This window comes from Halochromatium roseum (assembly GCF_016653315.1).
GTDB lineage: Bacteria > Pseudomonadota > Gammaproteobacteria > Chromatiales > Chromatiaceae > Lamprobacter > Lamprobacter roseus.
Window position 1 is genome coordinate 1 of sequence record NZ_NHSH01000080.1, and the last position, 24,448, is coordinate 24,448.

The 24,448-nt window shown below is 63.1% G+C and carries 22 protein-coding genes; 9 read left to right on the forward strand and 13 right to left on the reverse strand.

The annotated features are described in order from the left end of the window. Window positions 1-387 precede the first annotated feature (387 nt). Window positions 388-1,089: a hypothetical protein gene (locus CCR96_RS22140; RefSeq protein ID WP_201223818.1), complete on the forward strand. Its 702-nt coding sequence runs from the start codon at window positions 388-390 to the stop codon at window positions 1,087-1,089. A 27-nt stretch (window positions 1,090-1,116) separates the two neighbouring features. Here the strand turns inward: CCR96_RS22140 and der are convergent, their stop codons facing one another. From der to thiM, 9 genes are all read right to left on the reverse strand, one after another. Beyond that, the gene (der, locus tag CCR96_RS22145) at window positions 1,117-2,511 is read right to left on the reverse strand and encodes a ribosome biogenesis GTPase Der (protein WP_201223827.1); all 1,395 of its coding nucleotides are present in this window, start codon (window positions 2,509-2,511) and stop codon (window positions 1,117-1,119) included. A gap of 5 nt (window positions 2,512-2,516) precedes the next feature. Next, window positions 2,517-3,863, reverse strand: coding sequence for an outer membrane protein assembly factor BamB (gene bamB / locus CCR96_RS22150; RefSeq protein ID WP_201223829.1), 1,347 nt, complete (start codon window positions 3,861-3,863; stop codon window positions 2,517-2,519). 11 nt (window positions 3,864-3,874) lie between these two features. Next, on the reverse strand, window positions 3,875-4,516 hold the full coding sequence (locus tag CCR96_RS22155) for a YfgM family protein (protein WP_201223831.1): 642 nt from the start codon (window positions 4,514-4,516) through the stop codon (window positions 3,875-3,877). Between the two features lie 19 nt (window positions 4,517-4,535). After that, window positions 4,536-5,819: a histidine--tRNA ligase gene (hisS, locus tag CCR96_RS22160; protein WP_201223833.1), complete on the reverse strand. Its 1,284-nt coding sequence runs from the start codon at window positions 5,817-5,819 to the stop codon at window positions 4,536-4,538. 59 nt (window positions 5,820-5,878) lie between these two features. Then, window positions 5,879-7,219 (reverse strand): helix-turn-helix domain-containing protein, encoded by a 1,341-nt coding sequence (locus tag CCR96_RS22165; RefSeq protein WP_201223834.1) that lies wholly within the window; start codon window positions 7,217-7,219, stop codon window positions 5,879-5,881. A 2-nt stretch (window positions 7,220-7,221) separates the two neighbouring features. Continuing rightward, entirely contained in the window at window positions 7,222-7,983 is a 762-nt protein-coding gene (pilW, locus tag CCR96_RS22170) for a type IV pilus biogenesis/stability protein PilW (RefSeq protein WP_201223836.1), read from the reverse strand. An 11-nt stretch (window positions 7,984-7,994) separates the two neighbouring features. Beyond that, window positions 7,995-9,104: a dual-specificity RNA methyltransferase RlmN gene (rlmN, locus tag CCR96_RS22175; RefSeq protein ID WP_201223844.1), complete on the reverse strand. Its 1,110-nt coding sequence runs from the start codon at window positions 9,102-9,104 to the stop codon at window positions 7,995-7,997. A gap of 4 nt (window positions 9,105-9,108) precedes the next feature. After that, the gene (ndk, locus tag CCR96_RS22180; protein WP_200246837.1) at window positions 9,109-9,537 is read right to left on the reverse strand and encodes a nucleoside-diphosphate kinase; all 429 of its coding nucleotides are present in this window, start codon (window positions 9,535-9,537) and stop codon (window positions 9,109-9,111) included. 83 nt (window positions 9,538-9,620) lie between these two features. Beyond that, window positions 9,621-10,460 carry a hydroxyethylthiazole kinase gene (gene thiM, locus CCR96_RS22185; protein WP_201223846.1) on the reverse strand — a complete coding sequence of 280 codons (840 nt, stop codon included), beginning with the start codon at window positions 10,458-10,460 and terminating at the stop codon, window positions 9,621-9,623. A 358-nt stretch (window positions 10,461-10,818) separates the two neighbouring features. Between thiM and rsxA the strand changes: the two genes are divergently transcribed. The 7 genes from rsxA (at window position 10,819) to CCR96_RS22220 (ending at window position 17,782) form a co-directional block, all read left to right on the forward strand. Then, a complete protein-coding gene (gene rsxA / locus CCR96_RS22190) occupies window positions 10,819-11,400 on the forward strand; it encodes an electron transport complex subunit RsxA (RefSeq protein WP_200246843.1) in 582 nt (193 codons plus the stop codon). A 102-nt stretch (window positions 11,401-11,502) separates the two neighbouring features. After that, window positions 11,503-12,093, forward strand: coding sequence for an electron transport complex subunit RsxB (rsxB, locus tag CCR96_RS22195; RefSeq protein WP_201223848.1), 591 nt, complete (start codon window positions 11,503-11,505; stop codon window positions 12,091-12,093). Window positions 12,094-12,256: 163 nt separating this feature from the next. Further along, window positions 12,257-14,089 (forward strand): electron transport complex subunit RsxC, encoded by a 1,833-nt coding sequence (gene rsxC, locus CCR96_RS22200; protein WP_201223850.1) that lies wholly within the window; start codon window positions 12,257-12,259, stop codon window positions 14,087-14,089. 11 nt (window positions 14,090-14,100) lie between these two features. Beyond that, a complete protein-coding gene (gene rsxD, locus CCR96_RS22205; protein WP_201223981.1) occupies window positions 14,101-15,165 on the forward strand; it encodes an electron transport complex subunit RsxD in 1,065 nt (354 codons plus the stop codon). 30 nt (window positions 15,166-15,195) lie between these two features. Continuing rightward, window positions 15,196-16,011 (forward strand): electron transport complex subunit RsxG, encoded by an 816-nt coding sequence (gene rsxG, locus CCR96_RS22210; RefSeq protein WP_201223852.1) that lies wholly within the window; start codon window positions 15,196-15,198, stop codon window positions 16,009-16,011. Continuing rightward, window positions 16,011-16,721 carry an electron transport complex subunit E gene (locus tag CCR96_RS22215; RefSeq protein ID WP_201223854.1) on the forward strand — a complete coding sequence of 237 codons (711 nt, stop codon included), beginning with the start codon at window positions 16,011-16,013 and terminating at the stop codon, window positions 16,719-16,721. Before rsxG ends, CCR96_RS22215 begins: the two co-directional genes overlap by 1 nt. 170 nt (window positions 16,722-16,891) lie before the next feature. Beyond that, entirely contained in the window at window positions 16,892-17,782 is an 891-nt protein-coding gene (locus CCR96_RS22220) for a phosphoribulokinase (protein ID WP_201223856.1), read from the forward strand. A gap of 144 nt (window positions 17,783-17,926) precedes the next feature. On the opposite strand, the gene CCR96_RS22225 is transcribed toward CCR96_RS22220, so the two are convergent. From CCR96_RS22225 to miaB, 4 genes are all read right to left on the reverse strand, one after another. Then, complete coding sequence (locus CCR96_RS22225) at window positions 17,927-18,817, reverse strand: HlyC/CorC family transporter (protein ID WP_201223863.1); 891 nt, start codon at window positions 18,815-18,817, stop codon at window positions 17,927-17,929. Continuing rightward, on the reverse strand, window positions 18,795-19,454 hold the full coding sequence (gene ybeY, locus CCR96_RS22230) for an rRNA maturation RNase YbeY (protein WP_201223865.1): 660 nt from the start codon (window positions 19,452-19,454) through the stop codon (window positions 18,795-18,797). The genes CCR96_RS22225 and ybeY overlap by 23 nt, the downstream gene beginning before the upstream one ends. Further along, window positions 19,432-20,409, reverse strand: coding sequence for a PhoH family protein (locus tag CCR96_RS22235; protein WP_242519299.1), 978 nt, complete (start codon window positions 20,407-20,409; stop codon window positions 19,432-19,434). Before CCR96_RS22235 ends, ybeY begins: the two co-directional genes overlap by 23 nt. An 82-nt stretch (window positions 20,410-20,491) precedes the next feature. Beyond that, window positions 20,492-21,868 carry a tRNA (N6-isopentenyl adenosine(37)-C2)-methylthiotransferase MiaB gene (gene miaB, locus CCR96_RS22240; protein WP_201223869.1) on the reverse strand — a complete coding sequence of 459 codons (1,377 nt, stop codon included), beginning with the start codon at window positions 21,866-21,868 and terminating at the stop codon, window positions 20,492-20,494. Between the two features lie 532 nt (window positions 21,869-22,400). Here miaB and CCR96_RS22245 point away from each other — a divergent pair. Next, window positions 22,401-24,443 (forward strand): ribonucleoside triphosphate reductase, encoded by a 2,043-nt coding sequence (locus CCR96_RS22245; protein ID WP_201223871.1) that lies wholly within the window; start codon window positions 22,401-22,403, stop codon window positions 24,441-24,443. Window positions 24,444-24,448 lie beyond the last annotated feature (5 nt).

The window sequence follows — 24,448 nt, forward strand, 5'->3', positions numbered from 1 at the left end:
CGAAGCTGTCGAGATTTATAGATAGAGCTACCGCGCGCTGTAGCTGCCATGATGGTATTGCAGCTTGCACCTCAGCAATCGAGTAGCCATGTCAGGCAGATGTATTTATGCCGATTTCGACCCTTGCTGCTCATGCTTGCTGGCCTGCTTGTGCTCGCCGGCTGCTCCAGTTTGATGCTTGCGTCAAGAGGTTCTGATGAGTTCAAAGGTGCGCCTGGCAAAGGTGCCCCTGGGCTTGGCGTCATCGAGTCCGTCGAGAGTGAACTGACCTCTGCGACTGGCTGCACCATTCGTTACCGGCTCTATCGGCCGGCTGAGGTGAGGTCATCCGTGCAGCTGTCTACGCAAGTGATTCTTGCACATGGCTTTCTTCGCTCGCAGCAGCGGATGGCAGGGCTGGCTGAGGCCATCGCGGCTGAGGGGATTCCAGTGGCCACGTTGGATCTGTGCAATATGCAGTTCTGGGATGGTCGGCATCAACAAAACGGGCTGGATATGATCGCCCTCGCACGGCATCTTGAAGCAGGAGCAGCAGCAGGAGCAGCAGGAGCAGCAGGAGCAGCAGATGCTGGCGCGAAGGCAGATCGCACCATTGGTGCTAGCCTTGCTGATCGTGCCGGGGAAGGTGGGCCAGGCGTCATCTATGCTGGCTTCTCGGCCGGTGCGCTGGCAGCACTGGTCGCGGCCCGCAATGATCCGAACGCATTAGGGGTGGTTACCTTGGATCTGGTCGATGCCCAGGGCATCGGCCAGCGTTCTGCTCGTGGCCTTGATAAGCCCTTGATCGGTCTCGCAGGCGAGTCGACCAACTGCAACGCGTATGACAATGCCCGTGAGCTGTTCTCGTCTGGGGATCAGGCTCGCTTGATGCGCATCGCTGGTGCCGGTCACTGTGACTTCGAGGCTCCGACCGATGCCCTCTGCGAGCTGATTTGCACTGATCCCGACCAAGCGGATGCGAGACGCACGGCGCAACTGCGTGAGCAGATCCAGAGCCAAACCCTTGCTGCGATTATGTCATTGATCAATGGTGATGCGGACAACTGGAATCAAACCGCAGTGCTAACCAAGCTACCAGGTCAAGGCTAAACGACGCTCTCTATGCCGGATCGAGATTCAGCGCTTGCGCTTGGCGAAGGCCCGCAGCCGTCCGCGCTTCTGGCGCTGGCGGGGTGTCAGCTCGTTCTTGCGGCCGGCGAAGGGGTTGGCGCCGCTCTTCAGCTCCAGGCGCAGCGGCGTGCCTTGTAACCGGAGCGCATCGCGCAGGCGTTTGATCAGGTAGCGCTGATAGCTCTCGGGTAGGGCTTCGGTCTGGTTGCCATGGATGACGATGATCGGTGGGTTGCGTCCGCCTTGGTGGGCATAGCGCAGCTTGATCCGGCGCCCATGCACCAAGGGTGGTGAATGCTCTTGCACCGCATCTTCCAGTAACCGCGTCAGTAATGGTGTCGGCAGGGTGCGCATCGCGCTCTCGTAGGCACGATCGGCGGCCTCGAGCAACAGCCCGACCCCGCTGCCATGCAGCGCTGAGATCAGGTGCTGCTCGGCAAAGCTGAGGAAAGGCAGTCGGCGCTCGATCGTTGACTTCAGCGCTGCGCGAGCGTCGGGCGTGAGGCCGTCCCACTTGTTCACCGCCACCACCAGCGCCCTGCCGCTGTCGATGAGATGCGCGGCGAGGGTCGCATCTTGCTCGCCGATTCCAGCATGGGCGTCCAACACCAGGATGGCGACATGGCAGGCCTCGATCGCCTGCAGCGTCTTGATCACGCTGAAGTGCTCGACCGGCTCGTTGATGCGCGCGCGGCGTCGCATGCCGGCGGTATCGATCAGCTTGTAGTGCCGCTCGCCAAGGGCGAACGGGATCTCGATGCTATCGCGCGTGGTTCCGGGGCTGTCGAAGACGACGACACGCTCCTCGCCCAAGAGCCGATTGATCAAGGTCGACTTGCCGGCATTCGGCCGGCCGACCACCGCGACCCGGATTGCGGCCTGATCCTCTTCTGTGGGTGGTGCGTCTTCGGCGGCCGGCAGTGCTTCGAGTACCCGCGTCATCAGCGCCGAGACGCCGCGGCCCTGGATGGCAGCGATCGGCTGCGGGTCGCCGAGGCCGAGCTGGTGCAGCTCAGCGGCGGCCAGGTTCCAATCCAGATGGTCGACCTTATTCGCGACCAGGGTCACTGGCTTGCCGGTACGTCGCAGCTCAGCGGCGATCTCGAGATCACCGGGGGTGGTGCCATCGCGTGTATCGACCAAGAACAGCAGCTGATCGGCCTCAGCGATGGCAACGCGAACCTGCTGCTCGCTGAGCGCCTCGATGCCGTCACCGCCGCTGATGCCGCCGGTGTCGACCACCACATAGGGTCTCGGCCCGATGCGGCCGACGCCGTACTGGCGGTCGCGTGTCAGTCCGGGGAAGTCTGCGACCAGGGCATCGCGCGTTCGGGTAAGCCGATTGAACAGCGTCGATTTGCCGACGTTCGGCCGACCCAGCAAGGCGATGACCGGCAGCATGGCGGTCAACCCTGGTGGCCAGAGGATGCTGAAGACGCCCTGGCCAGTCCTGGCAATGCCTTAGCCTCCGTTGCTGGTCCGACCTCAGAGTTTGATGAGATGCTCGATAGGGTAGGCGCCATCTCGGACTGGCTCGCCCGAGCGGCTGTGCTTGACCCTGCGCCGCTGGCGCGTACCGCGGCAATGGTTCCATTATCCAACTGCAGATAGAGCGTCTGACCAACGACCACCGGGGTTGAGGCGACCGCGGCCTTGGCCACGCGCACCCGCCCGAGCAAGCGGCCGTCGCGGCGCGAGACCCAGTGCACATAACCCTCCAGGTCGCCAACCGCCAGCGCGTTGCCGATCACGACAGGTGCGGTCAGCTGCCGAAAGCGCAAGGCGTCTTGGCGCCAGCGTCCGGCGCCATCGGTTGGATCGGCCGCCCACAGCTGATCTTCGGAATCGGTGATATAGAGTGCCTCGGTGGTTGCTGCCAAGCCGGCGTGCGCGGAGAGTTCGCGTCGCCAGAGCACCGCGCCGCTGCCAATGTCGACGGAGGCCAGGTCGCCGTTGAAGCTTGCCACCAACACCTGGCTGCCGAGCACGACCGGGTCGGTGTCGATGTCGGCGATGCGCTCAAGCTCGCTGCGGCCGCTGGGTGGCGAGACCACGACTTCCCAGATCGGGAGTCCTTGGGCCGGGTCGAGGTAGACCAGGCGACCGCTGGAGAGGCCGACGATGATTCCGTCGGGTCCGGCCGTGGGGCTACTACTCCCGCGTAGGGTCAGGATGGGCGCCTGATAGCCGAAGCGCCAGCGCTCGCTGCCGTCATTGCGGTCGAGGCCATAGACGCTGTCGTCGATGGTGTGGACGACGACCAGATCACCGATGATGCGCGGCACGGAGAGGACCTCGCTGCCGAGCTGGGCGCGCCAGCGCTGGCTGCCATCGCGGGCCGAGAAGAGCAGAACCTCGCCGTTCGAGGAGCCGACCACCAGCTGGTCGCCATCGACATCCGGACCGCCGCTGAAGGGAATCCGCGTCTTGCGCTCCCAAACCACGCGTCCATCAGCCGTATTCAGTGCACTGAGGGTGCCGCTATGATCCGCGGCATAGAGCCGATTGCCCGCTACCGCGGGGCGCAGACTGAGCGCGCGGCCGTCGTTGCCCTTGCCAATGCGCGTCGTCCACAGGGTGCGCACCTGCACCTCTTGGGGCGCGGCCTTGGCCAGCTCGGTGGGCGGATTGGGGTCTTTCTCGCGACCGAGGCCGATCCAGCCGAGACTGCCGCAGCCCTGTAACAACAAGGCGCTGGCAAGGCTGAACAGCAGTATCCGGCGTAGCATGCAAGGGGGGCGATGCGCGTTCATGGTGGCTCGGCTCAAGAAGCGGACTGAGGCGCGGCCGGCAGATCTTGGAGCTTGAGCTCGATCAGCCGCGAGAGGCCCGCATTGCCAGCGAGTGCGGCCTCGTAGGCGGCACGCGCGTCGGCGGTTTCACCCTTGGCGAGTGCGATGTCGCCGCGCAGGCCGGCGAAGTCGGCGCTGAAGGCGCCGCCGTCATCGTGCTGCTCGATCACAGCCATGGCTTCGTCGAGCGCCTCACTCGCAATCAAGACCTGCGCGAGGCGGAATGCGGCAAGCGTCGCCAGACTCGGGTCCGGGGCCTTGGAGATCGCAGAGCGCAGTGCTGTGGCCGCACCCTCGAGGTCATCCTGCTCGACGCGGACCTTGGCCAGCGCAAGATCGGCTAAGGCGGCATAAGGCGTGCCGGCGTGCTCATCCGCCAAGGCTTCGGCCTGTTTGGCGGCTGATTCTGGCTGGCCGCTGCTAGCGGTCATCAAGAGTTGCTCGAAGGCGAGCGAGGCGTTTTGGCCGACCTGATCCTGATGGTTGACCCAGGCGCGCCAGCCAAACACGGCGACCAGGCCGATGACGATGCCGGCGACCACCGCGGTCCCGTTCTCCTTCCACCATTTTTTGATCGCTTCGACCTTTTCGTCGTCTGTGGTCAGCTCAGCCATGGGAGTCCTCGGTCAGTGCTCAGAGAAAATCGGGGAGTTGGTCGGCTAGGGCGTCGATGGCGACGCTGGTCTGCTCGGTCTTGGCGTGTGTGTCTTCAGTGGCGCTGACACGCAGCGGCTTGATGCCGATGCGCTGCTGCGCCAGCTCGTCGTCGCCGAGCACCAGCGCGACCTTGGCGCCGCTGCGGTCGGCCCGCTTAAATTGGCTCTTGAAGCTGCCGCCGCCGCAGTGACAGACCAGCCGCAGCTGGGGTAGCGCATCGCGGATCTGCTCGGCGATCGCCATGGCGGCCGCGCTGGCCTGCTCGCCGACTGCGATGAGGTAGGCGTCAACGCTCGCTGGCGGCTCGGTGTGACTCAGCTCGAGCAGGCGTTCGAGTCCGAGCGCGAAGCCGACGGCCGGCGTGGCCTTGCCGCCGAGCTGCTCGACCAGCCCGTCATAACGGCCACCGGCGCAGACGGTACCTTGAGCGCCCAGCGCGTCGGTGATCCATTCGAAGACGGTGCGATTGTAGTAGTCGAGCCCGCGCACCAGTCGCGGATTGACCTGATAGGCGACGCCAGCCTGCTCAAGCCCGCTGCAGAGGGTCTCGAAGTGTGTTCGCGATTCGCTGCCCAGAGCATCGGTGAGGCTCGGTGCCTCGGCGATGAGCTCGGCGAGGTCTGGGTTCTTCGAATCCAGCACCCGCAATGGGTTGGTTTCTAGACGGCGGCGGCTGTCGTCATCGAGGCGGTCTTCGTGCTGGCGCAGGTAGCTCACCAGCTGTTCGCGATAGGCGGCGCGTTCGGCGCTGTCGCCGAGACTGTTGATCTCGAGCTTCAGGTCGGTCAGGCCGAGCGCATCCCAGAGCCGGCGCGTGAGTAGGATCACCTCGAGGTCGATATCGGGGCCGGTGAGACCGAAGACCTCGATGCCGATCTGGTGGAACTGACGATAGCGCCCGCGCTGCGGGCGCTCGCGGCGGAACATCGGTCCGCGATACCAGATGCGGCGTGGTTGATCGAGCAGGCCGTGCTCGATGGCTGCGCGCACGCAGCTCGCGGTGCCTTCGGGGCGCAGGCTGAGCTGGTCGCCACCGCGATCCGCGAAGCTGTACATCTCTTTCTCGACGATGTCGGTGACCTCGCCGATCGAGCGCTTGAACAGCTCGCTTTGCTCGACCAGCGGCGTGCGCATCTCCTTGTAGCCATAGCCTTCGAGGACGGCGCGGGCGCGGTCCTCAAGCTGCTGCCAGCGGGCGCTGTGGTCCGGGAGCAGGTCGTGCATTCCGCGGATTGCGCGCAGGGGGGTCTGCCTTGCCATCAAGTCTGTCCTATTCGCTCTGCCTAGTTGCTCTGCCCGAGTTGCTCTGCCTGGTTGCTCTACTCAGTGTCTGCGTCGGCGCTGGTGTCAGCGCTTGTATCGGTGGTTTGGCGGCTGACTTCGGCCGGGTCGAGCTTGAAGCGGGCCACGTTACCACGGGCGACCGAGGTCAAGTCGAAGGGTTGGCCGGCGACGGTGAGCTTGGCGGCTGCGGCGTTGCCGATCACCAGCGAGTAAGGAGGCTCACCGGCGAGGGTCTCGCGACTGTCGCGGTTCATCTCGCCGAACAGCAGCACCTTGCCGGTACTGTCGCGGATATCGACCCAGCAGGGGCCGCTGAAGGCCAGCTCGATGGTCTGCGAAGTGGAGCCGGTAGCCGCGCGGTCGGTCGCGGTCTCAGCCTCGGACTGCGCACTGGCCTCAGCGTTGGCTGTTGTCAGCGACGCGGCCTGGCGCACGGCGGGGCGCTCGTCCTCTGGACTCGCTGGGGTCGGTAATGGCTCGCTGGCCGGCTGCTGAGCGGAGGCATTGCCGGTTGACGCAGCGGTCAGCGGATCGCGGGGTGATGCGTTCGTGGCGCTTGCGGTTGGTTCGGTTTCGGTTGCTGTTTCCTGGCGCGCTTCGCCTGGCTGATCTGATGTCGAGGGCCGCTGTTGCTCATCTTGTCTTATGACCAGGACGTCGGCGCTTGCGGTTTGCGCTGGTGCAGTGCTGGCCGCCGGCTGAGTCGGCGGCGGCGTTGATGTTGAGCGATCGCCACGCTCTGGCGCCCGGGTCATTGGGGTTTCGGACTCCAGGGGCGAGGGCTGTTGGCGCGGCTCGTCGTCGATCGCTGCAGCGGTTGCTGGTAGCGCTGACGGGGGCTCCCTATCGAACTCGGATTGTTCGGTGGTCTGCTGACTCGGGCTCGGGCGCGAGACCCACCAGCCATAACCGCCTGCGGCCAGTGCAAGGACAACCAGCGCTGTGATGAGGTAGACCGCCAAGCCACCGCCTTCCGGATTGTCTTCATCGCTTTGATGGCTCTCCGTGCGAACGACATGCGGCGTTGGTGGCTCGACATTGGGGTGCAGGCGGCGAAAGCTCTGGTTCAATGGCTCAGGGTCGAGTCCGACCAGTCTGGCATAGCTGCGGATGTAGCCCGAGACAAAGACGGCGCTAGGTAACTGTTGGTAGTCGTCGTGCTCCAGTGCTTCGACCACCTCGGGCGCAATGCGCAGCGAGGTGGCAAGTTGCGAGATGTCGAGCTTGCGTGCCTCGCGCGCCTGCCGAAGCTGCTGACCGGGTGAGTCGGTTGCCGATGTGCTCGCGACGCTGCTCGCGACACTGCTCGCGACACTGCTCGCGACACTGCGGGCGGCGGGCTCGTTAGGGGTGATGGCGTCTGCCTCTTCGGCCATGCTCACAGTTCGATTACCTCGGGCGAATGGGGATAGCGGTTGCGTAAGGCCTGCTCAAGCGTGCGAGCGAGCGTTGCGTTGCCGAGCTGACGCTCGATCCGCGCGGCGAACAAGAGTGCCTCTGCAGAGACCTCGCCGGTGCGAGAATAACGCGTCATCAAAGATCGTGCGCTCTGATAATCGCCGCGCTGGTAAGCGAGCTTGGACAATTCGAGCAGTGCGGGGGCAAAGTTTGGGTTGCGCTCTAACGCTTGACGTAGATAGCGCTCGACATCGCCGCGGCGACCGGCCCGGCGGGAGCAGTCGGCGGCATTCATGAGTGCCACCTCGGGTCCCTGGTAGAGTGGGTCGGCCAGCGCAGTTTGAATCTCGCGCAGTCCTGCGTCGTATTGACCCTCAGCGCAAAGCACGGCGCCCCAAGCGTTGCGATAATCCGGGTTTTTCGGCGCTCGCTCAACCGCTTCAGCGAACTCGCGTTGTGCCTGCTTGCGGTCGCCGAGCCGTTCGTAGACGATGGCGAGGATGTAGCGCGCACGCGCGCTCTTACGGTCGGCGGCTACCGCCTGCTGGGCGCGTCCGAGCGCGGTGTCGAGCTGGCCGCGTTGAATGTACTCGGTGGCGAGGTCGACATAAAGGTCCGCTGGGCTTTCGCCCTCTGGGACATCGCTACGCCTCTCGGCGCTGCCGGCGCATCCGGCAAGTGATAGCGCGAGTGCGATGAGGGCGGGGACGAACGTCGGCCAGCGGCGGGTTGTCGGTTGCATCAGGGGTAGCGCTACATTGATAGACCAATGCTGACAGGCCTCTGGGCTCCGGCACGCGGCAGCCGACGGTTTTGGACCTGGCCAACGAGTTGGCCGCAGGCGGCTGCGATCTCCTCGCCGCGGGTCTTGCGTGTCGTTGCCACCAGGCCAGAGCGTTTCAGCCGTTGCCGGAAGGTCTCGATCCGCTCCGGGTCGCTGGTCTCAAAGCCGCTGTTGGGGAAGGGGTTGAATGGGATCAGATTGACCTTCGACGGGGTTCCTTCGAGCAGGCGGATCAGCGCCTTCGCCTGCCGGTCGCTGTCGTTGACGTCCTTGAGCATGACGTATTCCCAGGTGATGCGCCGGCGCGGCTCGCCACGCAGATAGGCCTTGCAGGCTGGGATGAGCTGTTCAAGGGGATATTTGCGGTTGATCGGGACGATCTGGTCGCGCAGCGCGTTGTCAGGTGCATGCAGCGAGACCGCCAGCGAGACCTCGCTGACCTCGGCCAACCGATAGATGTTGGGCACGATCCCGGAGGTCGAGAGGGTGACCCTGCTCTTGGCCAGCATGTAGGCGAAATCGTCTTGCATGATCGCCATCGCCTTGACCACGGCATCGAAATTGGCCAGTGGCTCGCCCATGCCCATCATGACGATGTTGGTCGGTGGCTTGCCGAGCGCCCGGGTCGCATGCCAGACCTGGCCGATGATCTCACCGGTGCTCAGGTTGCGGCTAAAGCCTTGGCGCGCCGTGGCGCAGAAGCGGCAGTCGAGGGCGCAGCCGACCTGCGACGAGACGCAGAGGGTGCTGCGGCTCTCCTCGGGGATGTAAACGGTCTCGACGCGCTGTCCGTCGTGTAGGTCGAGCAGCCATTTGATGGTGCCGTCGGCGGAGGGCTTCTCGACCGCGACGCGCGGAAGATCGATCCGCGTCTCGGTGGCCAGGCGTTCGCGCAGCGCCTTGGAGAGGTCAGACATTGCGTCGAGTTCTGAGACGCCGTGCTTGTGCAGCCAGCGGAAGAGGTTGCGGCCATGAAAGGGTTTGAAGCCCCAGCCAGCGGCGAGCGCCTCGAAGCCTGGGCGGTCGAGGTCGAGCAGCGGGATACGTAGATCCGGACTGGTGCGAGGGGCGGTTTGCATCGGTTCAGCGCGTACGCTTGCAGATGCCATCCGGGAAGAAGAAGCCGATCTCGCGCTCGGCGGTCTCTGGGGCATCGGAGCCATGCACGGCGTTCTCGGTGAAGGAGTCGGCGAAGTCGGCGCGGATGGTGCCGGGCGCGGCATTGGCTGGGTTGGTGGCGCCCATCAGCTCGCGGTTCTTGGCGATGGCGTCTTCGCCCTGCAGGGCCATAACCAGGACTGGGCCGGAGGTCATGAAACCGACCAGCTCATCGAAGAAGCCTTTACCTTGATGTTCGGCATAGAAGGCACTTGCCTGCTCAAGGCTCATGTGTAGCATGCGAGCGGCGACGATCTGCAGACCGGCTTGCTCGAACCGGCCGCAGATGGCGCCGATGGCGTTCTTGGCAACGGCATTGGGTTTGATGATGGAGAGCGTAAGCTGCTCGGCCATGGGAACTCCTAAAAGGGTGAGGATAAAGAAGACAGCCGCCTATGATAACGGCAGACGAGGCGCTAAATCTATCGCTCCGCCGCTCAATGCTTGCACGAACGGTGGCTGATGCGCGCCTCTCGATCGAGTGTGGTCTCGTCCATCGCAGCCAGCGCGTCGAGGAATTGAACCGCGAAGCTGCCCGGTCCCTGTGCCTGCTGGGCTGCTTGTTGGCCGGCTAGGCCGTAGTAGGCGAGGGCGGCGACGGTGCCTTCGAACGGCGCTGCTTGAGTACCCATCACTTCGGCACCCAGGAAGGCCCCAATGACGCCGGTCAGCGCGCAGCCGAGGGCCGTGACTCTCGGCATCAGAGGATGTCCGTTGTCGATCATTGCAATCCGCTCGCCATCGCAAACGAGGTCGCGCGGGCCGGTCACCGCGATGATGGCGCCGGTCGACCTAGCGAGTTGCTGTGCTGCGGCCTCGGCATGTTCGATCGAGTCGGTGGCGTCGACCCCCTTGCCGCCTCCAGTGGTACGGCTCTGATCATCGATCACCGCGTTCAGCGCGATGATTTCAGAGGTGTTGCCACGGATGACCGTTGGCCTGAGCCTGGCCAGTCGGCGTGCGGCTTGGCGACGAAACGCAGTGGCGCCGACGGCGACGGGGTCGAGCACCCAGGGTGTCCCGGCGCGATTGGCCGCATGCGCAGCCTCACCCATCGCACTGAGCCAGTCGATCGACGGTGTGCCGATGTTGATGGTCAGTGCGCTCGCTAAGCGGGCGAGTTCAGCGGCCTCTTCGCGCGCATGCGCCATGGCCGGTGAGGCGCCGATGGCGAGCAACACGTTGGCCATGGTCTGCATGGCAACATAGTTGGTGATGTTGTGGACGAGCGGCGTGCTGGCGCGCACGCGGGCGAGGGTGACACTGGGGTTGATCATGTCGGGGTCAGCCTTTATGCAAGAACAGCCAAGTCGCGAAGTCGGTCAAGGCGATAAAACCCGCGATGGCGGCGAGTCGATTGTCTTTCATATTGCGATCTTGCTCTGAAACAGTTGCTGTATCGTCGCGAGCGCTATGCCGACGCTGGACACGTTATATCAATGCCTGATGTTGGCGATAGTCTGAGGTGATGGTCGTCAAGGCTGGACTGCGGGCTGATTGCTAAAGTGCAACGCTGATGGTTGCGCCGATCTTGCTGCAGTGCACAAATCGCAGTAAGCTCCCTGCGGGTAATGGCCCTACTGGGCATAAGTGTATTGATGTTCTGTTGAAGAATCTGGGGTTCAGATGGGGACAATGACAGAGTACGCGTTGATCTTGGTCAGCACGGTGTTGGTCAACAACTTCGTGTTGGTCAAGTTTTTGGGACTCTGTCCGTTCATGGGGGTCTCGAAGAAGCTCGAGACCGCGATCGGCATGGGCTTTGCGACGACCTTCGTCCTGACCCTTGCTGCGGTGACGACCTGGATCGTCAATACCTATCTGCTCGTGCCGCTCGGCATCGAATATCTGCGCACCATCGCCTTTATTCTCGTGATTGCGGTGGTGGTGCAGTTCACCGAGACGGTCATGCACAAGACCAGCCCGGTGCTCTACCAGGTGCTCGGTATCTTTCTGCCGTTGATCACCACGAACTGCGCCGTACTGGGTGTTGCGCTGCTCAACCTGCAGGAAGAGCGCGGTTTTCTTGAGTCCGCACTCTACGGCTTCGGCGCCGCGATCGGCTTCTCGTTGGTGCTGGTGCTGTTTGCTGCGATGCGTGAGCGGGTCGCGGTTGCCGACGTGCCGGAGCCGTTCCAGGGCAGTGCCATCGCGATGGTAACAGCGGGCCTGATGTCCCTGGCTTTCATGGGGTTTGCCGGTCTGGTTTCGGTTTAAGCTGAGCGACTCAGGGTAATCAAGCAACGGGGTGGAGGCGATCAGTGTCGCCGCTGCGGATGGGTCAGCGACCCGTCGATGCCGCCTCAGGAGAAGATTGAGATGTTAATAGCAATCGCGGCGATAGCGGGCCTGGCCGTTGGCTTCGGGCTGCTGCTTGGGTACTCGGCGATTCGTTTCCGCGTCGAGGGTGACCCGATTGCCGATCAGGTCGATGCCCTACTGCCGCAGAGTCAGTGCGGCCAGTGCGGTTATCCGGGCTGCCGGCCCTATGCTGAGGCTGTCGCTTCTGGTGAGGCTGAGATCAATCTCTGCGCGCCGGGCGGTGAGGGTACGATGCTCGCGATCGCTGATCTGCTCGGGCGCGAGCCGGTCGAGGTGGGCGAGATCGAAGAGACGCCGAAGCAGGTTGCCGTGATCGACGAGCAGACCTGTATCGGCTGCACCAAGTGTCTGCAGTCTTGCCCCGTCGATGCCATCGTCGGCGCTGCGAAGCAGCTCCATGGCATCGTCGCCAGTGAGTGCACTGGCTGCGGTCTCTGCATTGCTCCATGCCCGGTCGATTGTATCCATCTACAGCCGCTGCCAGAGTCGATCTCGACCTGGAAATGGCCCTATCCGACGCCGCTGCGTCAGCCGGTTGTGCTGCCGCCAGCGTCTGAGCTGCTGCCCGAGCATCGCGAGGCCGCTTGAGGCCGCTTGAAGCCAATTAGAGTGGCCACTTAAGGTCCGCACAAGTCATGTCCAAGAGCGCGCGGCCTGTGTAGCGCTGATGCGCGCTCTCCGTCCGATGCTTGGCTCTTGAGCCGAGCCTCGATCGCATAAACAGCCCGAAACAATCGACTAGATTTATCCGATGTCAGGTCTCAGATCACTCCTTCCTGGTGGTCAGCGCAAGCTGTGGCATTTCCACGGCGGCGTCCATCTTCCCGATGAAAAGACGTTGTCGAACGGCTGTCCGGTCGCCGCTGCGCCGCTCCCCACTCAGCTCATGCTGCCCTTGCAGCAACACATTGGCGCGCCGGCGCGCTGTCGCGTCTCGGTTGGCGACAAGGTGCTGAAAGGGCAGCTCATCGCCGAGCCACAGGGCTACATTAGTGCGCCCGTGCATGCGTCGAGTTCGGGCACCGTGGTCGCGATCGAGTCTCGGCCGATCCCGCATCCGTCGGGGCTGAGTGCGCCTTGCGTGGTGATCGAGACCGATGGCGAGGAGCGCTGGGCGGAGTTGCCAGCGCCGCTGGCTGCGTCCGCGGCGGAGCTGGACGCCTGCGACCCGGCGGCGTTGCGCGAGCGCATCCGTGCGAGTGGCATCGTCGGCATGGGCGGTGCGTCCTTCCCGACCAACGTCAAACTGAATCCGGGCAAGGATCAGCCGATCGACACGGTCGTCATCAATGGAGCCGAGTGCGAGCCGTATATCACCTGCGATGACCTGCTGATGCGCGAGCGCGCCGCCGACATTGTCGACGGGGTGCGTGTGATGCTGCATCTGGTCCAGGCCAAGCGGGCGCTGATCGGCGTTGAGGATAATAAGCCTGACGCGGCGGCGGCGCTCAACCGCGCGATCGCCGATGCCGGGGTTGACGATCGGGTCGAGGTGGTGGTGATTCCGACCCTGTATCCGAGCGGTGGCGAGAAGCAGTTGATCCGCATCTTGACCGGCAAGGAGGTGCCCAGTCACGGCATTCCGGCCCAGATCGGCATCGTCTGCCAGAACGTTGGTACGGCCGCTGCGGTGGCTGATGCGGTCTTGCGCGGGCAGCCGCTGATCGAGCGTCTGGTCACCGTGACTGGGCGGGGTGTGGTCGAGCCGCGAAATTATCGGGTGCCGATCGGGATCTCGGCCGAGGCCTTGATCGCGGCGAGCGGTGGTTATCGTGGCGAACTTGCGAAGCTTGTCGCCGGTGGCCCGATGATGGGCTTCCGGCTCGACACCGATCTGGTGCCGATCACCAAGGCGACCAACTGTCTGCTGGCGCTCACGCCCGAGGAGAGCCCCGATCCGGGAGCGCCGCTGCCCTGCATCCGCTGTGGGCGTTGTGCCGAGGTCTGCCCGGCGAATCTCTTGCCGCAGCAGCTCTATTGGCACGCGCGCGCTAAAGAATTGGATAAGGTGCAGGACTACAATCTATTCGATTGCATTGAATGTGGCTGCTGCGCGCACGTCTGCCCCTCGCACATTCCGCTGGTGCAGTACTACCGTTTCGCCAAGACCGAGAGTTGGGCGCGCGAGCAGGAGAAGCGTGCCGCGGATCATGCCCGTGAGCGCCATGCGGCGCGTGAGGCTCGGCTCGAGCGCCAGGAGCGCGAGCGGAAGGCGAAGCTGCGGAAGAAGAAAGAGGCCGTCGCTGCGGGTGGTACCAAGCCGGCTGCTGCTGGCGCCAAGCCGGCTGCTGGCGGTGCCAAGCCAGCCGTTGGTGGTGCTAAATCTGCGCCTGCTGGCGCCCAGTCGACTGCTGACGCCAAGGCCAAGTCAGAGGCGGCTACGGCGGCTACGGAGGACAGGGCGGATAAACAGGCCTTGATCGAGGCGGCGCGTCGACGCGCTGCGGAGAAGAAGGCGATGCTGGCAAAGGCCCAAGAGACGACGGCGCCCCCTGCCGATCAGGACGCTTCTGCTCAAGACGATGCGGCCGCAACCACGAAACGAGCCCAGCCGCGTGAGGCGGTTGTGGCTGATCAGGAGTGATGCCGGTGGCCATGACCTTTGTCTCGTCGCCGCACAGCGCGCGCGTCAACCGTGTCGATCAGGTGATGTTGCAGGTCTGTCTGGCACTGGTGCCGGGCACCCTGGCCCTGGTCTGGTTCTTTGGCTGGGGCGTGCTCATCAATATGGCGCTGGCGACCCTGTTCGCGGTGCTGGCTGAAGCCTTGGTGATGAAGCTGCGCGGGCGTCCGGCGCTGCCGGCCATCAGTGACTATAGTGCCGTGGTGACGGCGCTGCTGTTTGCGCTGACGATTCCGCCGACCATGCCTTGGTGGATGACCATGCTGGGCATCGTCTTCGCGATCGTCATCGTCAAGCAGCTCTATGGGGGCATCGGCTATAACCCGTTCAATCCGGCGATGGCCGGCTATGTGTTCTTGCTGATCTCTTATCCAGTGGCAACCACGAGCTGGCTGCCCCCGGATGTGCCGGCGCTGCTTGAGGCGCGTGAGCTCTCAACGCTCTCGTTCCTGGACTCGGCTCGCCTGATCTTCATGGGCGCTCTGCCTGAGGGGTTGACCTGGGACGCGGTCAGCGCGGCGACGCCGCTCGACGAGATGCGCACGCTACTCGACCAGGGCCAAACCATCGATGAGATCCGAGCCAGCAGCCCGCTCTGGGGCAGTTTTGGTGGCCGTGGCTGGGAGTGGGTCGGGAACTGGTTCCTGCTCGGTGGGCTCTATCTGCTGTGGCGACGGGTGATCAGCTGGGAGATCCCAGTGGCGGTGTTGGGGGGCCTGTTAGCAGCCTCTGCGGCCTTTTGGCTGGTTGATCCGCAGCATTTTCCGTTCCCGGGCTTTCACCTGTTCTCGGGCGCGGCCATCCTCGGGGCGTTCTTTATCGCCACAGACCCGGTGTCAGCCTGCACCACCCGGCGTGGTCAGCTGATCTACGGCGCAGCGATTGGCGGCACCATCTTTGCGATTCGCACTTGGGGCGGCTATCCGGATGCGGTCGCCTTCGCGGTGTTGTTGATGAACATCGCCGCGCCGATGATCGATCAATATTCTCAGCCTCGGGTCTTCGGCCATCGCCGCAGCGAGCGCAAGAAGGCCTGACGGCATAGCACTGGACAGAAGACAACGACCATGAAAAAGGCACCCATCCTCATTGCCGCGTTCATCTTGGGAAGCTTCGCCGTTGGCGGCGTTGGCCTAGTGGCGGTAACGCATGAGCTGACCGATACCAAGATCGCTGAGAATCAGCGCGCAGCCATGATGGCAAAGTTGGAGGCTATTGTGCCGGAAGGGCGCATGTCGAACGACCCGCTGCAGGATCGTATCGAGGTCAGCGATCCGAAGCTTCTCGGTGCGCCGGTGACCGAAGTCTATCGGGTGCGCGATAAGGATGAGCCGGTCGCGTTAATCCTGAAGCCGGTCGTTCCCGACGGCTATGCGGGTCCGATCAACCTGCTGGTCTCGGTGCTGCATGATGGCACCTTGGGTGGCGTGCGCGTGATCTCGCACCATGAGACGCCCGGCTTGGGTGACAAGATCGAGGAGCGCAAGGATGACTGGATCATCGAGCAGTTCAACGGCCGCTCGCTTGGCGAACCACCGCTGGAGCTGTGGCAGGTGAAGCGGGACGGCGGGGTCTTTGACCAATTCACCGGGGCGACGATTACGCCTCGCTCGGTGGTCAACGCGGTCAAGGGGACGTTGCTGTTTGTGCAGCAGCATGGCGATGCCCTCTACACGAGGCCGGCAACGGGGCAGGCGGACGGCAATCCAGCCCCGGTGCCAGCGCCGATACCAGCGGCAGCAGCCAGCGGAGAGAAGTCGGCGCATGCCCAGCCTGAAGAGGCCTCAGGCCTCCAGGCCATCCAGGAGCCGATTCAGGGACAAGGTCAGGAAAAGGCCGCTACCAAAGAGCCGCGCGCCAACGTCGCTGTGGAGGCTGTCTGATGGCCGAGAAGAGCTATGGGGCCTTAGTCGGCGAGGGGCTCTGGAGCAACAACCAGGCCCTGGTGGCGATGCTTGGGCTCTGCCCGTTGCTGGCGACTACCACGACCGCAACCAATGGGCTCGGCATGGGCTTGGCTACCACCACGGTGCTGGTGCTCTCGAATGCGACCATCTCGCTGATCCGTAATCTGGTCCGTCCGGAGGTTCGGCTGCCGGTGTTCGTGTTGGTGATCGCCTCTTTCGTGACCGCGGTTGAGCTGACCATGCAGGCGCAGTTCTATGAGCTGTACTTGGTGCTTGGGCTCTTCATTCCACTGATTGTCACCAACTGCGCAATCATCGGTCGTGCTGAGGCCTTTGCCTCCAAGGCGCGTCTGGATCGGGCGATTGTCGACGGTTTAGCGATGGGCGTTGGCTTCACGCTCGTGCTCATGGTGCTGGGTGGGATGCGCGAGTTCCTCGGTCAGGGAACGTTGTTCTATCAGGCGGAGCTACTGCTTGGGCCTGCCGCGGAAGGGTTTGGCTTGAACCTCGGTGAGGGCTTCCAAGGCGCGCTGCTGGCGATGCTGCCGCCTGGGGCGTTCATTGGGCTAGGGTTCCTGATTGCGCTGAAGAACATCTTCGACAAGGCCGCGGAGCGCCGGCGGCGCGCGCGACAAACATTGACCAAGTCGGCCCCGATGCACGACATGGCGCCTTCTAGCGGTTGATCTCAGTCGACAAGGTTCTCCGTCGTTGCCACCGATGGTGTCTGAGCCTATGCCAAGGAGGTGGTATATTTGCGCGTTGATCTGATTTCGCAGCTGTAGTCACGTCAGTTGCTGGAGCCTTTTGTGCTTCGGTCGCTGACAGCATCTCAAGAAAGACGGGGAGTTTACGCATGTCTAAGAAACATCCAGTTGTTGCCGTTACCGGCTCGTCTGGGGCAGGGACCACAACGGTCAAGCGCGCCTTCGAGCATATCTTTTATCGTGATGGCATCAACGCCGCGGTGATCGAAGGCGATAGCTTCCACCGTTTCAACCGTAAAGAGATGAAGGCCGAGATGACCAAGGCGGCCGCAGAGCACCGTAACCTGAGCCACTTTGGCCCCGAGGCGAATCATTTCGACCTGATTGCCGAACTCTTTGCGAGCTATGGCGATACCGGTACCGGCAGGAAGCGCTACTACATCCATAGCGATGAAGAGGCGGTTCAGCATAACGCGCGTCTTGGCACGAGCCTCTCGCCAGGCGAGTTCACGCCCTGGGAAGAAGTGCCGGCGGGCACTGATTTGCTGTTCTACGAAGGTCTGCATGGGCTCGCCAAGACCGACGAGGCGGATGTGGCCAAGCATGTCGACCTCGGCATCGGTGTGGTGCCGATCGTCAATCTCGAGTGGATTCAGAAGATCCATCGCGATAATGCCGAGCGTGGCTACTCGGCCGAGGCCATCGTCGATACCATCTTGCGTCGCATGCCGGACTACATCCGGCACATTACGCCGCAGTTCACGCGGACCGATATCAACTTCCAGCGTGTGTCGACGGTGGATACGTCCGACCCATTCATCGCGCGCGATATCCCGACTCCTGACGAAAGTTTCGTCGTCATCCGCTTCAGGCAGCCGGAAAAGATCGAGGTGGATTTTCAGTACCTGCTGTCGATGATCAAGGACTCATTCATGTCTCGGCGCAACACCATCGTGGTGCCCGGTGGCAAGATGGGTTTTGCGATGGAAATCATCCTGCAGCCCATCATTGAGCGCATGATGGCCGAACGGAACGTCTGATTCCGCCGGCAGGCGGCTGCGGCTGCGCGCGTGCTGGACAGTGCGTCCAAGCGCAGCCGATCGCTTGCTTAAAAAGCCTGTACAAGACCGCTTGCGGGCGCTGGATCTCCGCCAAGAACCAAGCGGTTGTTAAGAGAAAACGCTCTAGGTTGATGGCGGTACGCTGTCTGCCTGCTCAGGCGGGCGAACCGTGAGCAGATGTACGCGACGGCTGTCAGCGCGCATGATGGTGAAGCGGAAGCCGTCGATGTCGACCCGTTCGCCGCGTTTTGGCAGGTGGGCGAAGGCGTGCACTACGAGACCGCCGACGGTGTCGAGATCGCCGCCATCGAGCGCAGAGCCGAAGTATTCGTTGAACTCGTCGATTGCGGTGCGCGCCTTGACCGTGTACTCGCCCTTGCCGCGCTTGTAGATGAAGGCGCCCTCGTCGAAGTCGTGCTCATCTTCGATATCGCCGACGATCTGTTCGAGCACATCCTCGATCGTAACCAACCCGGCCGCTGAGCCATATTCATCAACGACGATGGCCATGTGGTTTCGGCTTGCTCGAAATTCCTTGAGGAGCACGTTGAGTCGCTTGCTCTCGGGTACGAACACCGCCGGACGCAGATGGTCGCGGATGTTGAAGGAGCGTCGATTGGTCTCGGAACAGTAGCTCAGCAGGTCTTTCGCTAGCAGGATACCGACCACCTCACCCTTGTCGTCGCCGGTGACGGGGAAGCGGGAATGGGCGCTCTCGACCGCGGTCGTGAGGATGCTCTCGAGCGGGTCGTCGCGGCGGATGTGTACCATCTCGGCGCGCGGGATCATGATGTCGCCGACGCGCAGATCGGCGACCTGTAGCACGGCTTCCATCATCCCGAGTGCTTCTCGGTCGAGCAGACCTCGGCACTCGGCTTGTTGAAGGAGCTCAGTGAGCTGCTCCTTGGTCTTTGGCTCGCGACGGGTAAACCGCCGAATGAGCCCCGCTAAGCCTAGGCGCTGCAGCCAGTGACTGGCTTGAGCGCCGTTTCTAGATCCGTCGTCGCTCGCCATTGGCGTCGTCATTGACCTCGTAAGGTGAAGGGAATCCTAACGCGTCGAGGACGCGAATTTCGAGCGCCTCCATCGGCGCGGCCTCGGTAGGGCTGATGTGGTCGAAGCCGAGTAGATGCAGTGTTCCATGCACCACGAGATGGGCCCAGTGGGCAGTCTCGGTCTTGCCTTGCTCGGCGGCCTCGCGCTGGACTAGCGGTGCGCAGATCACGAGATCACCGAGCAGCCCGCCGATGCCATCATAAGCCGACTCTGCCAGATCGAGTCCTGGCGGCGGCTCGAACGCGAACGAGAGGATGTTGGTTGGCCCGGCGCGGTTGCGGAAGCGTTGATTGAGTTCGGCGCTCTCGGCCTCGTCGGTGATGCGAATGGTCAGCTCGGCCGGCCAGGTTGTCTGGGCATGCCGGAGTGAAAGCCTGGGGTCGAGTGCTGCGAGCGCCCAACGCTGGAGGTCGGCCATGGCGGGCAGCCCGGCGCGTTGATGTCGGCTGAGGCAGCCGAGCTGCAAGTCAATGAGCAGGGCTGGCTGCAGCCGCGGCCCGGGTGATTGTGGCCCAGGCGATTGTGGTCCGGGTGGTTGTTCTGGGTCATGCGTGTCGGTCAGCACGGATGGCTCAGACGCTGGTGTTTCGGTCATGGGCGTCGTAGGCATTGACGATGCGTTGCACCAGGGCGTGGCGGACCACGTCGCGGGCGCTGAAGAAGGAGAAGCTGATGCCCTCGACTGAGCGTAGCACCTCGACAGCCTGTCGCAAGCCCGAGGGCTGGCCGCGCGGTAGGTCGACCTGGGTCACATCACCGGTCACCACCGCCGTCGAGCCGAAGCCGATCCGGGTCAGAAACATCTTCATCTGCTCGGGCGTGGTGTTCTGTGCCTCGTCGAGGATGATGAAGGCGTCATTCAGCGTGCGGCCGCGCATGAAGGCGAGCGGGGCGACCTCGATCACGTTGCGCTCGATGAGCTTATTGACCTTCTCGAAGCCGAGCATCTCGAACAGGGCATCGTAGAGCGGGCGCAGATAAGGGTCGATCTTCTGTGACAGGTCGCCGGGCAGGAAGCCGAGCCGTTCGCCGGCCTCGACCGCTGGGCGCACCAGCAGCACCCGGCGAACACGCTCGGTCTCGAGCGCCTCGACGGCGCAGGCGACGGCGAGGTAGGTTTTGCCAGTGCCGGCGGGGCCAACGCCGAAATTGATGTCGTGGCGCAGGATTGCATGCATGTAGCTGAGCTGCATGGCACCGCGCGGCTTTACCAGGCCGCGCTTGGTCTTGATGACCAGCTCAGGCACCGAGTCTGCGCTAGCGGCGGCAACCGCATCGGCGCCGCATTCGACCAGCTCAAGATGGACGCGCTCCGGGGAAAGCACTTCGTCTGCCGCCGCCGCGTAGAGTCCCTCGAGCACACGGGCGCCCGCTTCGGCCGCTTGGCGCTCACCGATGACGCGAAAGCTCATGCCGCGATTCGCGATCTCGATGCCGAGACGTCGCTCGATCAGGCGCAGATGGGAATCGAACTGGCCGCAGAGGTTCGCCAGGCGCACGTTGTCTTCGGGCGCTAGGCTGAGGTCGATATTGGTGGGCAATGGGGTCAATGGCGAAGCGCATTTGGCGCTGATGTGCGGTGGCGACAGGGGTGGCAGAGCGGTTGCACGGTTGCTGGTGCGTTCGGCGGGACTATGGTCGCGCGTTGTTAAGCCCATGTCCTGAGCTGAGCGGAGCCGGTTGGGTTTCCTGGAGCATGCCACGCAACGAGTTCGGCAGGGCCTCGGTGATCAGTAGGTCAGCGAAGTCGCCAATCAAGGTCTCGGGGCCGTTGAAGTTGACCACCCGGTTGTTCTCGGTGCGCCCGGCGAGCTGTGTCGGATCTTTACGAGAGGGTCCGATCACCAGAACCCGATGGACCTGGCCCACCATCTTGCGACTGATCTGCTGTGCCTGCTGGTTGATCTGCTGTTGCAGCCGGGCGAGCTGTTCTTGCTTGACGGCGGCCGGCACGAGGTCCGGATAGTCGGCTGCAGGCGTTCCAGGGCGTGCACTATAGATGAAACTGAATGATTGGTCGAAGCCGATCTCGCTCACCAGGTTCAGGGTGTCCTGGAAATCGGTCTCGGTCTCGCCGGGGAAACCGACAATGAAATCCGATGAGATGCTGATCCCAGGCCGCGCGCGCTGCAGCCGGCGGATCTTGTCCTTGTATTCGAGCGCTGTGTGACCGCGCTTCATCAGCGCCAGTATCCGATCAGAGCCGCTCTGCACGGGGAGATGCAGATAGCTGACCAGCTCTGGCACCTCGGCATAGGCATCGATCAGGTTGTCGGTGAATTCGACTGGATGGGAGGTGGTAAAGCGGATGCGGTCGATGCCATCGATGGCTGCGCAGTAGCGGATGAGCAGCGCGAGGTCGGCGATCTCGCCATCGTGCATCAGACCACGATAGGCGTTGACGTTTTGCCCCAGTAGATTGACCTCGCGGACGCCCTGCTCGGCGAGACCCGCGACCTCGGCAATCACGTCATCGAAGGGTCGGCTGACCTCCTCGCCTCGGGTGTAGGGAACCACGCAATAGGTGCAGTATTTTGAGCAGCCTTCCATCACCGACACATAGGCGCTCGGGCCATCGGCGCGCGGTTCGGGCAGACGGTCGAATTTCTCGATCTCCGGAAAGCTGACATCGATTTGCGGCTGATGCTGCTGCTCGACGGCATCGAGCATGGCCGGGAGTCGGTGCAGCGTTTGCGGGCCGAACACCAGATCGACGTAGGGCGCGCGCTCGCGGATGGCGTCGCCTTCTTGGCTGGCAACGCAGCCACCGACACCGATGATCAAGCCCGGGCGCGCATCCTTCCATGGCCGCCACCGTCCAAGCTGAGAGAAGACCTTCTCTTGAGCCTTCTCACGGATCGAGCAGGTATTCAGCAGCAGCACGTCGGCCTCTTCTGACCGATGGGTGCGTTCGAGACCATGCGATTCGCGCAGTAGGTCCGCCATCCGAGACGAGTCGTACTCGTTCATCTGGCAGCCGTAGGTTTGGATGAAGACTTTGCGTTGCATGGACTCTGGTGGCTGTACTGGTGGTTGTACTGGAGCTGTTTCAGTAGCTGACTGCGGTGCTCGATCTGGCGTCGACGATGCGGCTGATGTGCTGAACTGATGGATGTGCTGAACTGATGGATGTGCTGAACTGATGGATGTGCTGAACTGATGGGATGAGCTGGGCCTAGTAGCGGTCGGATCGAATGTCTGGCGTGGTGGCTCACTGATTATTAGGCCGTGGCCGCTGCCGACCACGCTAGGTGTCCTGACGAGAGGAGGCGATCTGGCGAGCATCCTCGGGAATGGGGATCATGGTGTCAAGCGGTGCTTTATCAATCGGTTTGCGGTGCTCGGAGGACGGCGCATCCGACCTACCGCTTTCAGGGGATCACGCATGGCGCGTTCCGGGAATCACCTCGATGCTGGCTGGGATCGAGCTGACCTGAGTCAATGCGTTGCCGGCTGTTGTAGCAGACCGCTATCAACAACATCTAGCGTTCGCTATACTCCGCAGCACAATATCTTGTGTCTTCCGTCGGTGAGCGCCTCTATGTCGACCCTTGCTGCCCAACTCGCTGTTTTGCCAACGAGCGTCACCAAACGCGACGGCGAACAGATCCCGTTCGACGCCTCGAAGATCCAGTCGGCGATCGCGCGTGCTGGGCAGGCAACGGGCGAATTCGGCGAGATGGAGGCGCAGCTGCTGACCGCACAGGTGGTCAAGGTGCTCGCGCATCGCTATGGCGAAGGGCGCAACCCGGACATCGAAGGGATTCAGGACGTCGTCGAACAGACCCTGATCAGCGCCAACCATTTCGAGACCGCCCGCTCCTATATCGTCTACCGTGAGCAGCGCGCCAAGCTGCGTGCCGATCGGCGCACGCTGGTGGATGTCTCCAGTTCGATCAACGAGTATCTGGACCGCTCGGACTGGCGCGTCGCCGCCAACGCCAATCAGGGCTACTCGCTCGGCGGGCTGATCCTGAACACCTCGGGCAAGATGATCGCTAACTACTGGCTCTCGCACGTCTATCCGCCACAGGTTGGCGAGGCGCATCGCGAGGGCGACATCCATATCCACGATCTCGACATGCTCGCCGGCTACTGCGCCGGCTGGTCACTGCGCACGCTGCTTACCGAAGGTCTGAATGGTGTGCCAGGCCGGGTCGAGGCCGATCCGCCAAAGCACATGTCGAGCGCGGTCGGGCAGATCGTCAACTTCCTCGGCACCTTGCAAAACGAGTGGGCCGGTGCTCAGGCGTTCTCGAGCTTTGATACCTACATGGCGCCCTATGTGCGTGTCGATGGGCTCGACTACCCGCGCGTCAAGCAGTACATCCAGGAGTTGATCTACAACCTCAATGTGCCCTCGCGTTGGGGCACACAGACGCCCTTTACGAATCTGACCTTCGATTGGGTCTGCCCGCAGGATCTACGTGAGCAGGTGCCGGTGATCGGTGGTGAGGAGCAGCCGTTTACCTACGGCGAGCTGCAGGCCGAGATGGATATGATCAATCGCGCCTACATCGCGGTGATGACCGAGGGCGATGCGAAGGGGCGCATCTTCACCTTCCCGATCCCGACCTACAACATCACCGAGGACTTCCCCTGGGACGGCGAGAACGCCGAGCATCTCTTTGAGATGACGGCCAAGTATGGCTTGCCCTATTTTCAGAATTTCCTCAACTCCGAGCTCTCGCCGAATATGGTGCGCTCGATGTGCTGCCGGCTGCAGCTGGATCTGACCGAGCTGCTCAAGCGCGGTAATGGCCTGTTCGGCTCGGCCGAGCAGACCGGCTCGCTTGGCGTGGTGACGATCAATTGCGCGCGGCTTGGCTATACCCATCGCGGTGATGAAGCGGGGCTGTTCCGGCGCCTCGACGAATTGATGGAGCTCGGCAAGAAGAGCCTCGAGCTGAAGCGCAAGGTGATCCAGCGCCACATGGATGCCGGGCTGTTTCCCTACACCAAGCGCTATCTCGGCACCCTGCGCAATCATTTCAGTACGCTTGGAGTCAATGGCATCAACGAGATGATCCGCAACTTCAGCGCGGATACCGATGACATCACCACCGAGTGGGGCCATGCCTTCGCCTGCCGGCTGCTTGATCACGTGCGCGCGCGGATGGTGCAGTTCCAAGAAGAAACCGGGCACATGTACAACCTGGAGGCGACGCCGGCCGAGGGCACCACCTATCGCTTCGCGCGCGAGGACAAGAAGCGCTTTCCGGACATCCTGCAGGCCGGTACCGAGGACACGCCCTATTACACCAATTCCTCGCAGCTGCCGGTCGGCTACACCGACGACGCTTTCGAGGCATTGGCGGCGCAGGATGAGCTGCAGACCAAGTACACCGGTGGCACCGTGCTGCACCTTTACATGGGCGAGCGCATCGGCTCGACCGATGCCTGCAAGCGGCTGGTGCAGCGGGCGCTGACCAACTTCCGGCTGCCCTATATCACGGTGACGCCGATCTTTTCGGTCTGTCCCACCCACGGCTACATCGCCGGCGAGCACGAGTTCTGCCCCAAGTGTGATGCCGAACTGATCGAGAAGAAGCGCGCCGAGCTGCAAGCTGCAGAGACGGCCTGAGCGCT

Excerpts from the sequence above, each read along its gene's own strand:
- thiM (WP_201223846.1), bottom strand. The coding sequence starts at position 10,460 with ATGATCAACCCCAGTGTCACCCTCGCCCGCGTGCGCGCCAGCACGCCG.
- CCR96_RS22155 (WP_201223831.1), bottom strand. The coding sequence starts at position 4,516 with ATGGCTGAGCTGACCACAGACGACGAAAAGGTCGAAGCGATCAAAAAA.
- rsxB (WP_201223848.1), top strand. The coding sequence starts at position 11,503 with ATGTTAATAGCAATCGCGGCGATAGCGGGCCTGGCCGTTGGCTTCGGG.
- CCR96_RS22245 (WP_201223871.1), top strand. The coding sequence starts at position 22,401 with ATGTCGACCCTTGCTGCCCAACTCGCTGTTTTGCCAACGAGCGTCACC.
- rlmN (WP_201223844.1), bottom strand. The coding sequence starts at position 9,104 with ATGCAAACCGCCCCTCGCACCAGTCCGGATCTACGTATCCCGCTGCTC.
- CCR96_RS22140 (WP_201223818.1), top strand. The coding sequence starts at position 388 with ATGGCAGGGCTGGCTGAGGCCATCGCGGCTGAGGGGATTCCAGTGGCC.
- rsxG (WP_201223852.1), top strand. The coding sequence starts at position 15,196 with ATGAAAAAGGCACCCATCCTCATTGCCGCGTTCATCTTGGGAAGCTTC.
- bamB (WP_201223829.1), bottom strand. The coding sequence starts at position 3,863 with ATGAACGCGCATCGCCCCCCTTGCATGCTACGCCGGATACTGCTGTTC.
- hisS (WP_201223833.1), bottom strand. The coding sequence starts at position 5,819 with ATGGCAAGGCAGACCCCCCTGCGCGCAATCCGCGGAATGCACGACCTG.
- der (WP_201223827.1), bottom strand. The coding sequence starts at position 2,511 with ATGCTGCCGGTCATCGCCTTGCTGGGTCGGCCGAACGTCGGCAAATCG.
- ndk (WP_200246837.1), bottom strand. The coding sequence starts at position 9,537 with ATGGCCGAGCAGCTTACGCTCTCCATCATCAAACCCAATGCCGTTGCC.
- CCR96_RS22220 (WP_201223856.1), top strand. The coding sequence starts at position 16,892 with ATGTCTAAGAAACATCCAGTTGTTGCCGTTACCGGCTCGTCTGGGGCA.
- pilW (WP_201223836.1), bottom strand. The coding sequence starts at position 7,983 with ATGCAACCGACAACCCGCCGCTGGCCGACGTTCGTCCCCGCCCTCATC.
- CCR96_RS22225 (WP_201223863.1), bottom strand. The coding sequence starts at position 18,817 with ATGGCGAGCGACGACGGATCTAGAAACGGCGCTCAAGCCAGTCACTGG.
- rsxA (WP_200246843.1), top strand. The coding sequence starts at position 10,819 with ATGACAGAGTACGCGTTGATCTTGGTCAGCACGGTGTTGGTCAACAAC.
- CCR96_RS22165 (WP_201223834.1), bottom strand. The coding sequence starts at position 7,219 with ATGGCCGAAGAGGCAGACGCCATCACCCCTAACGAGCCCGCCGCCCGC.
- miaB (WP_201223869.1), bottom strand. The coding sequence starts at position 21,868 with ATGCAACGCAAAGTCTTCATCCAAACCTACGGCTGCCAGATGAACGAG.
- CCR96_RS22215 (WP_201223854.1), top strand. The coding sequence starts at position 16,011 with ATGGCCGAGAAGAGCTATGGGGCCTTAGTCGGCGAGGGGCTCTGGAGC.
- ybeY (WP_201223865.1), bottom strand. The coding sequence starts at position 19,454 with ATGACCGAAACACCAGCGTCTGAGCCATCCGTGCTGACCGACACGCAT.
- rsxC (WP_201223850.1), top strand. The coding sequence starts at position 12,257 with ATGTCAGGTCTCAGATCACTCCTTCCTGGTGGTCAGCGCAAGCTGTGG.
- rsxD (WP_201223981.1), top strand. The coding sequence starts at position 14,101 with ATGACCTTTGTCTCGTCGCCGCACAGCGCGCGCGTCAACCGTGTCGAT.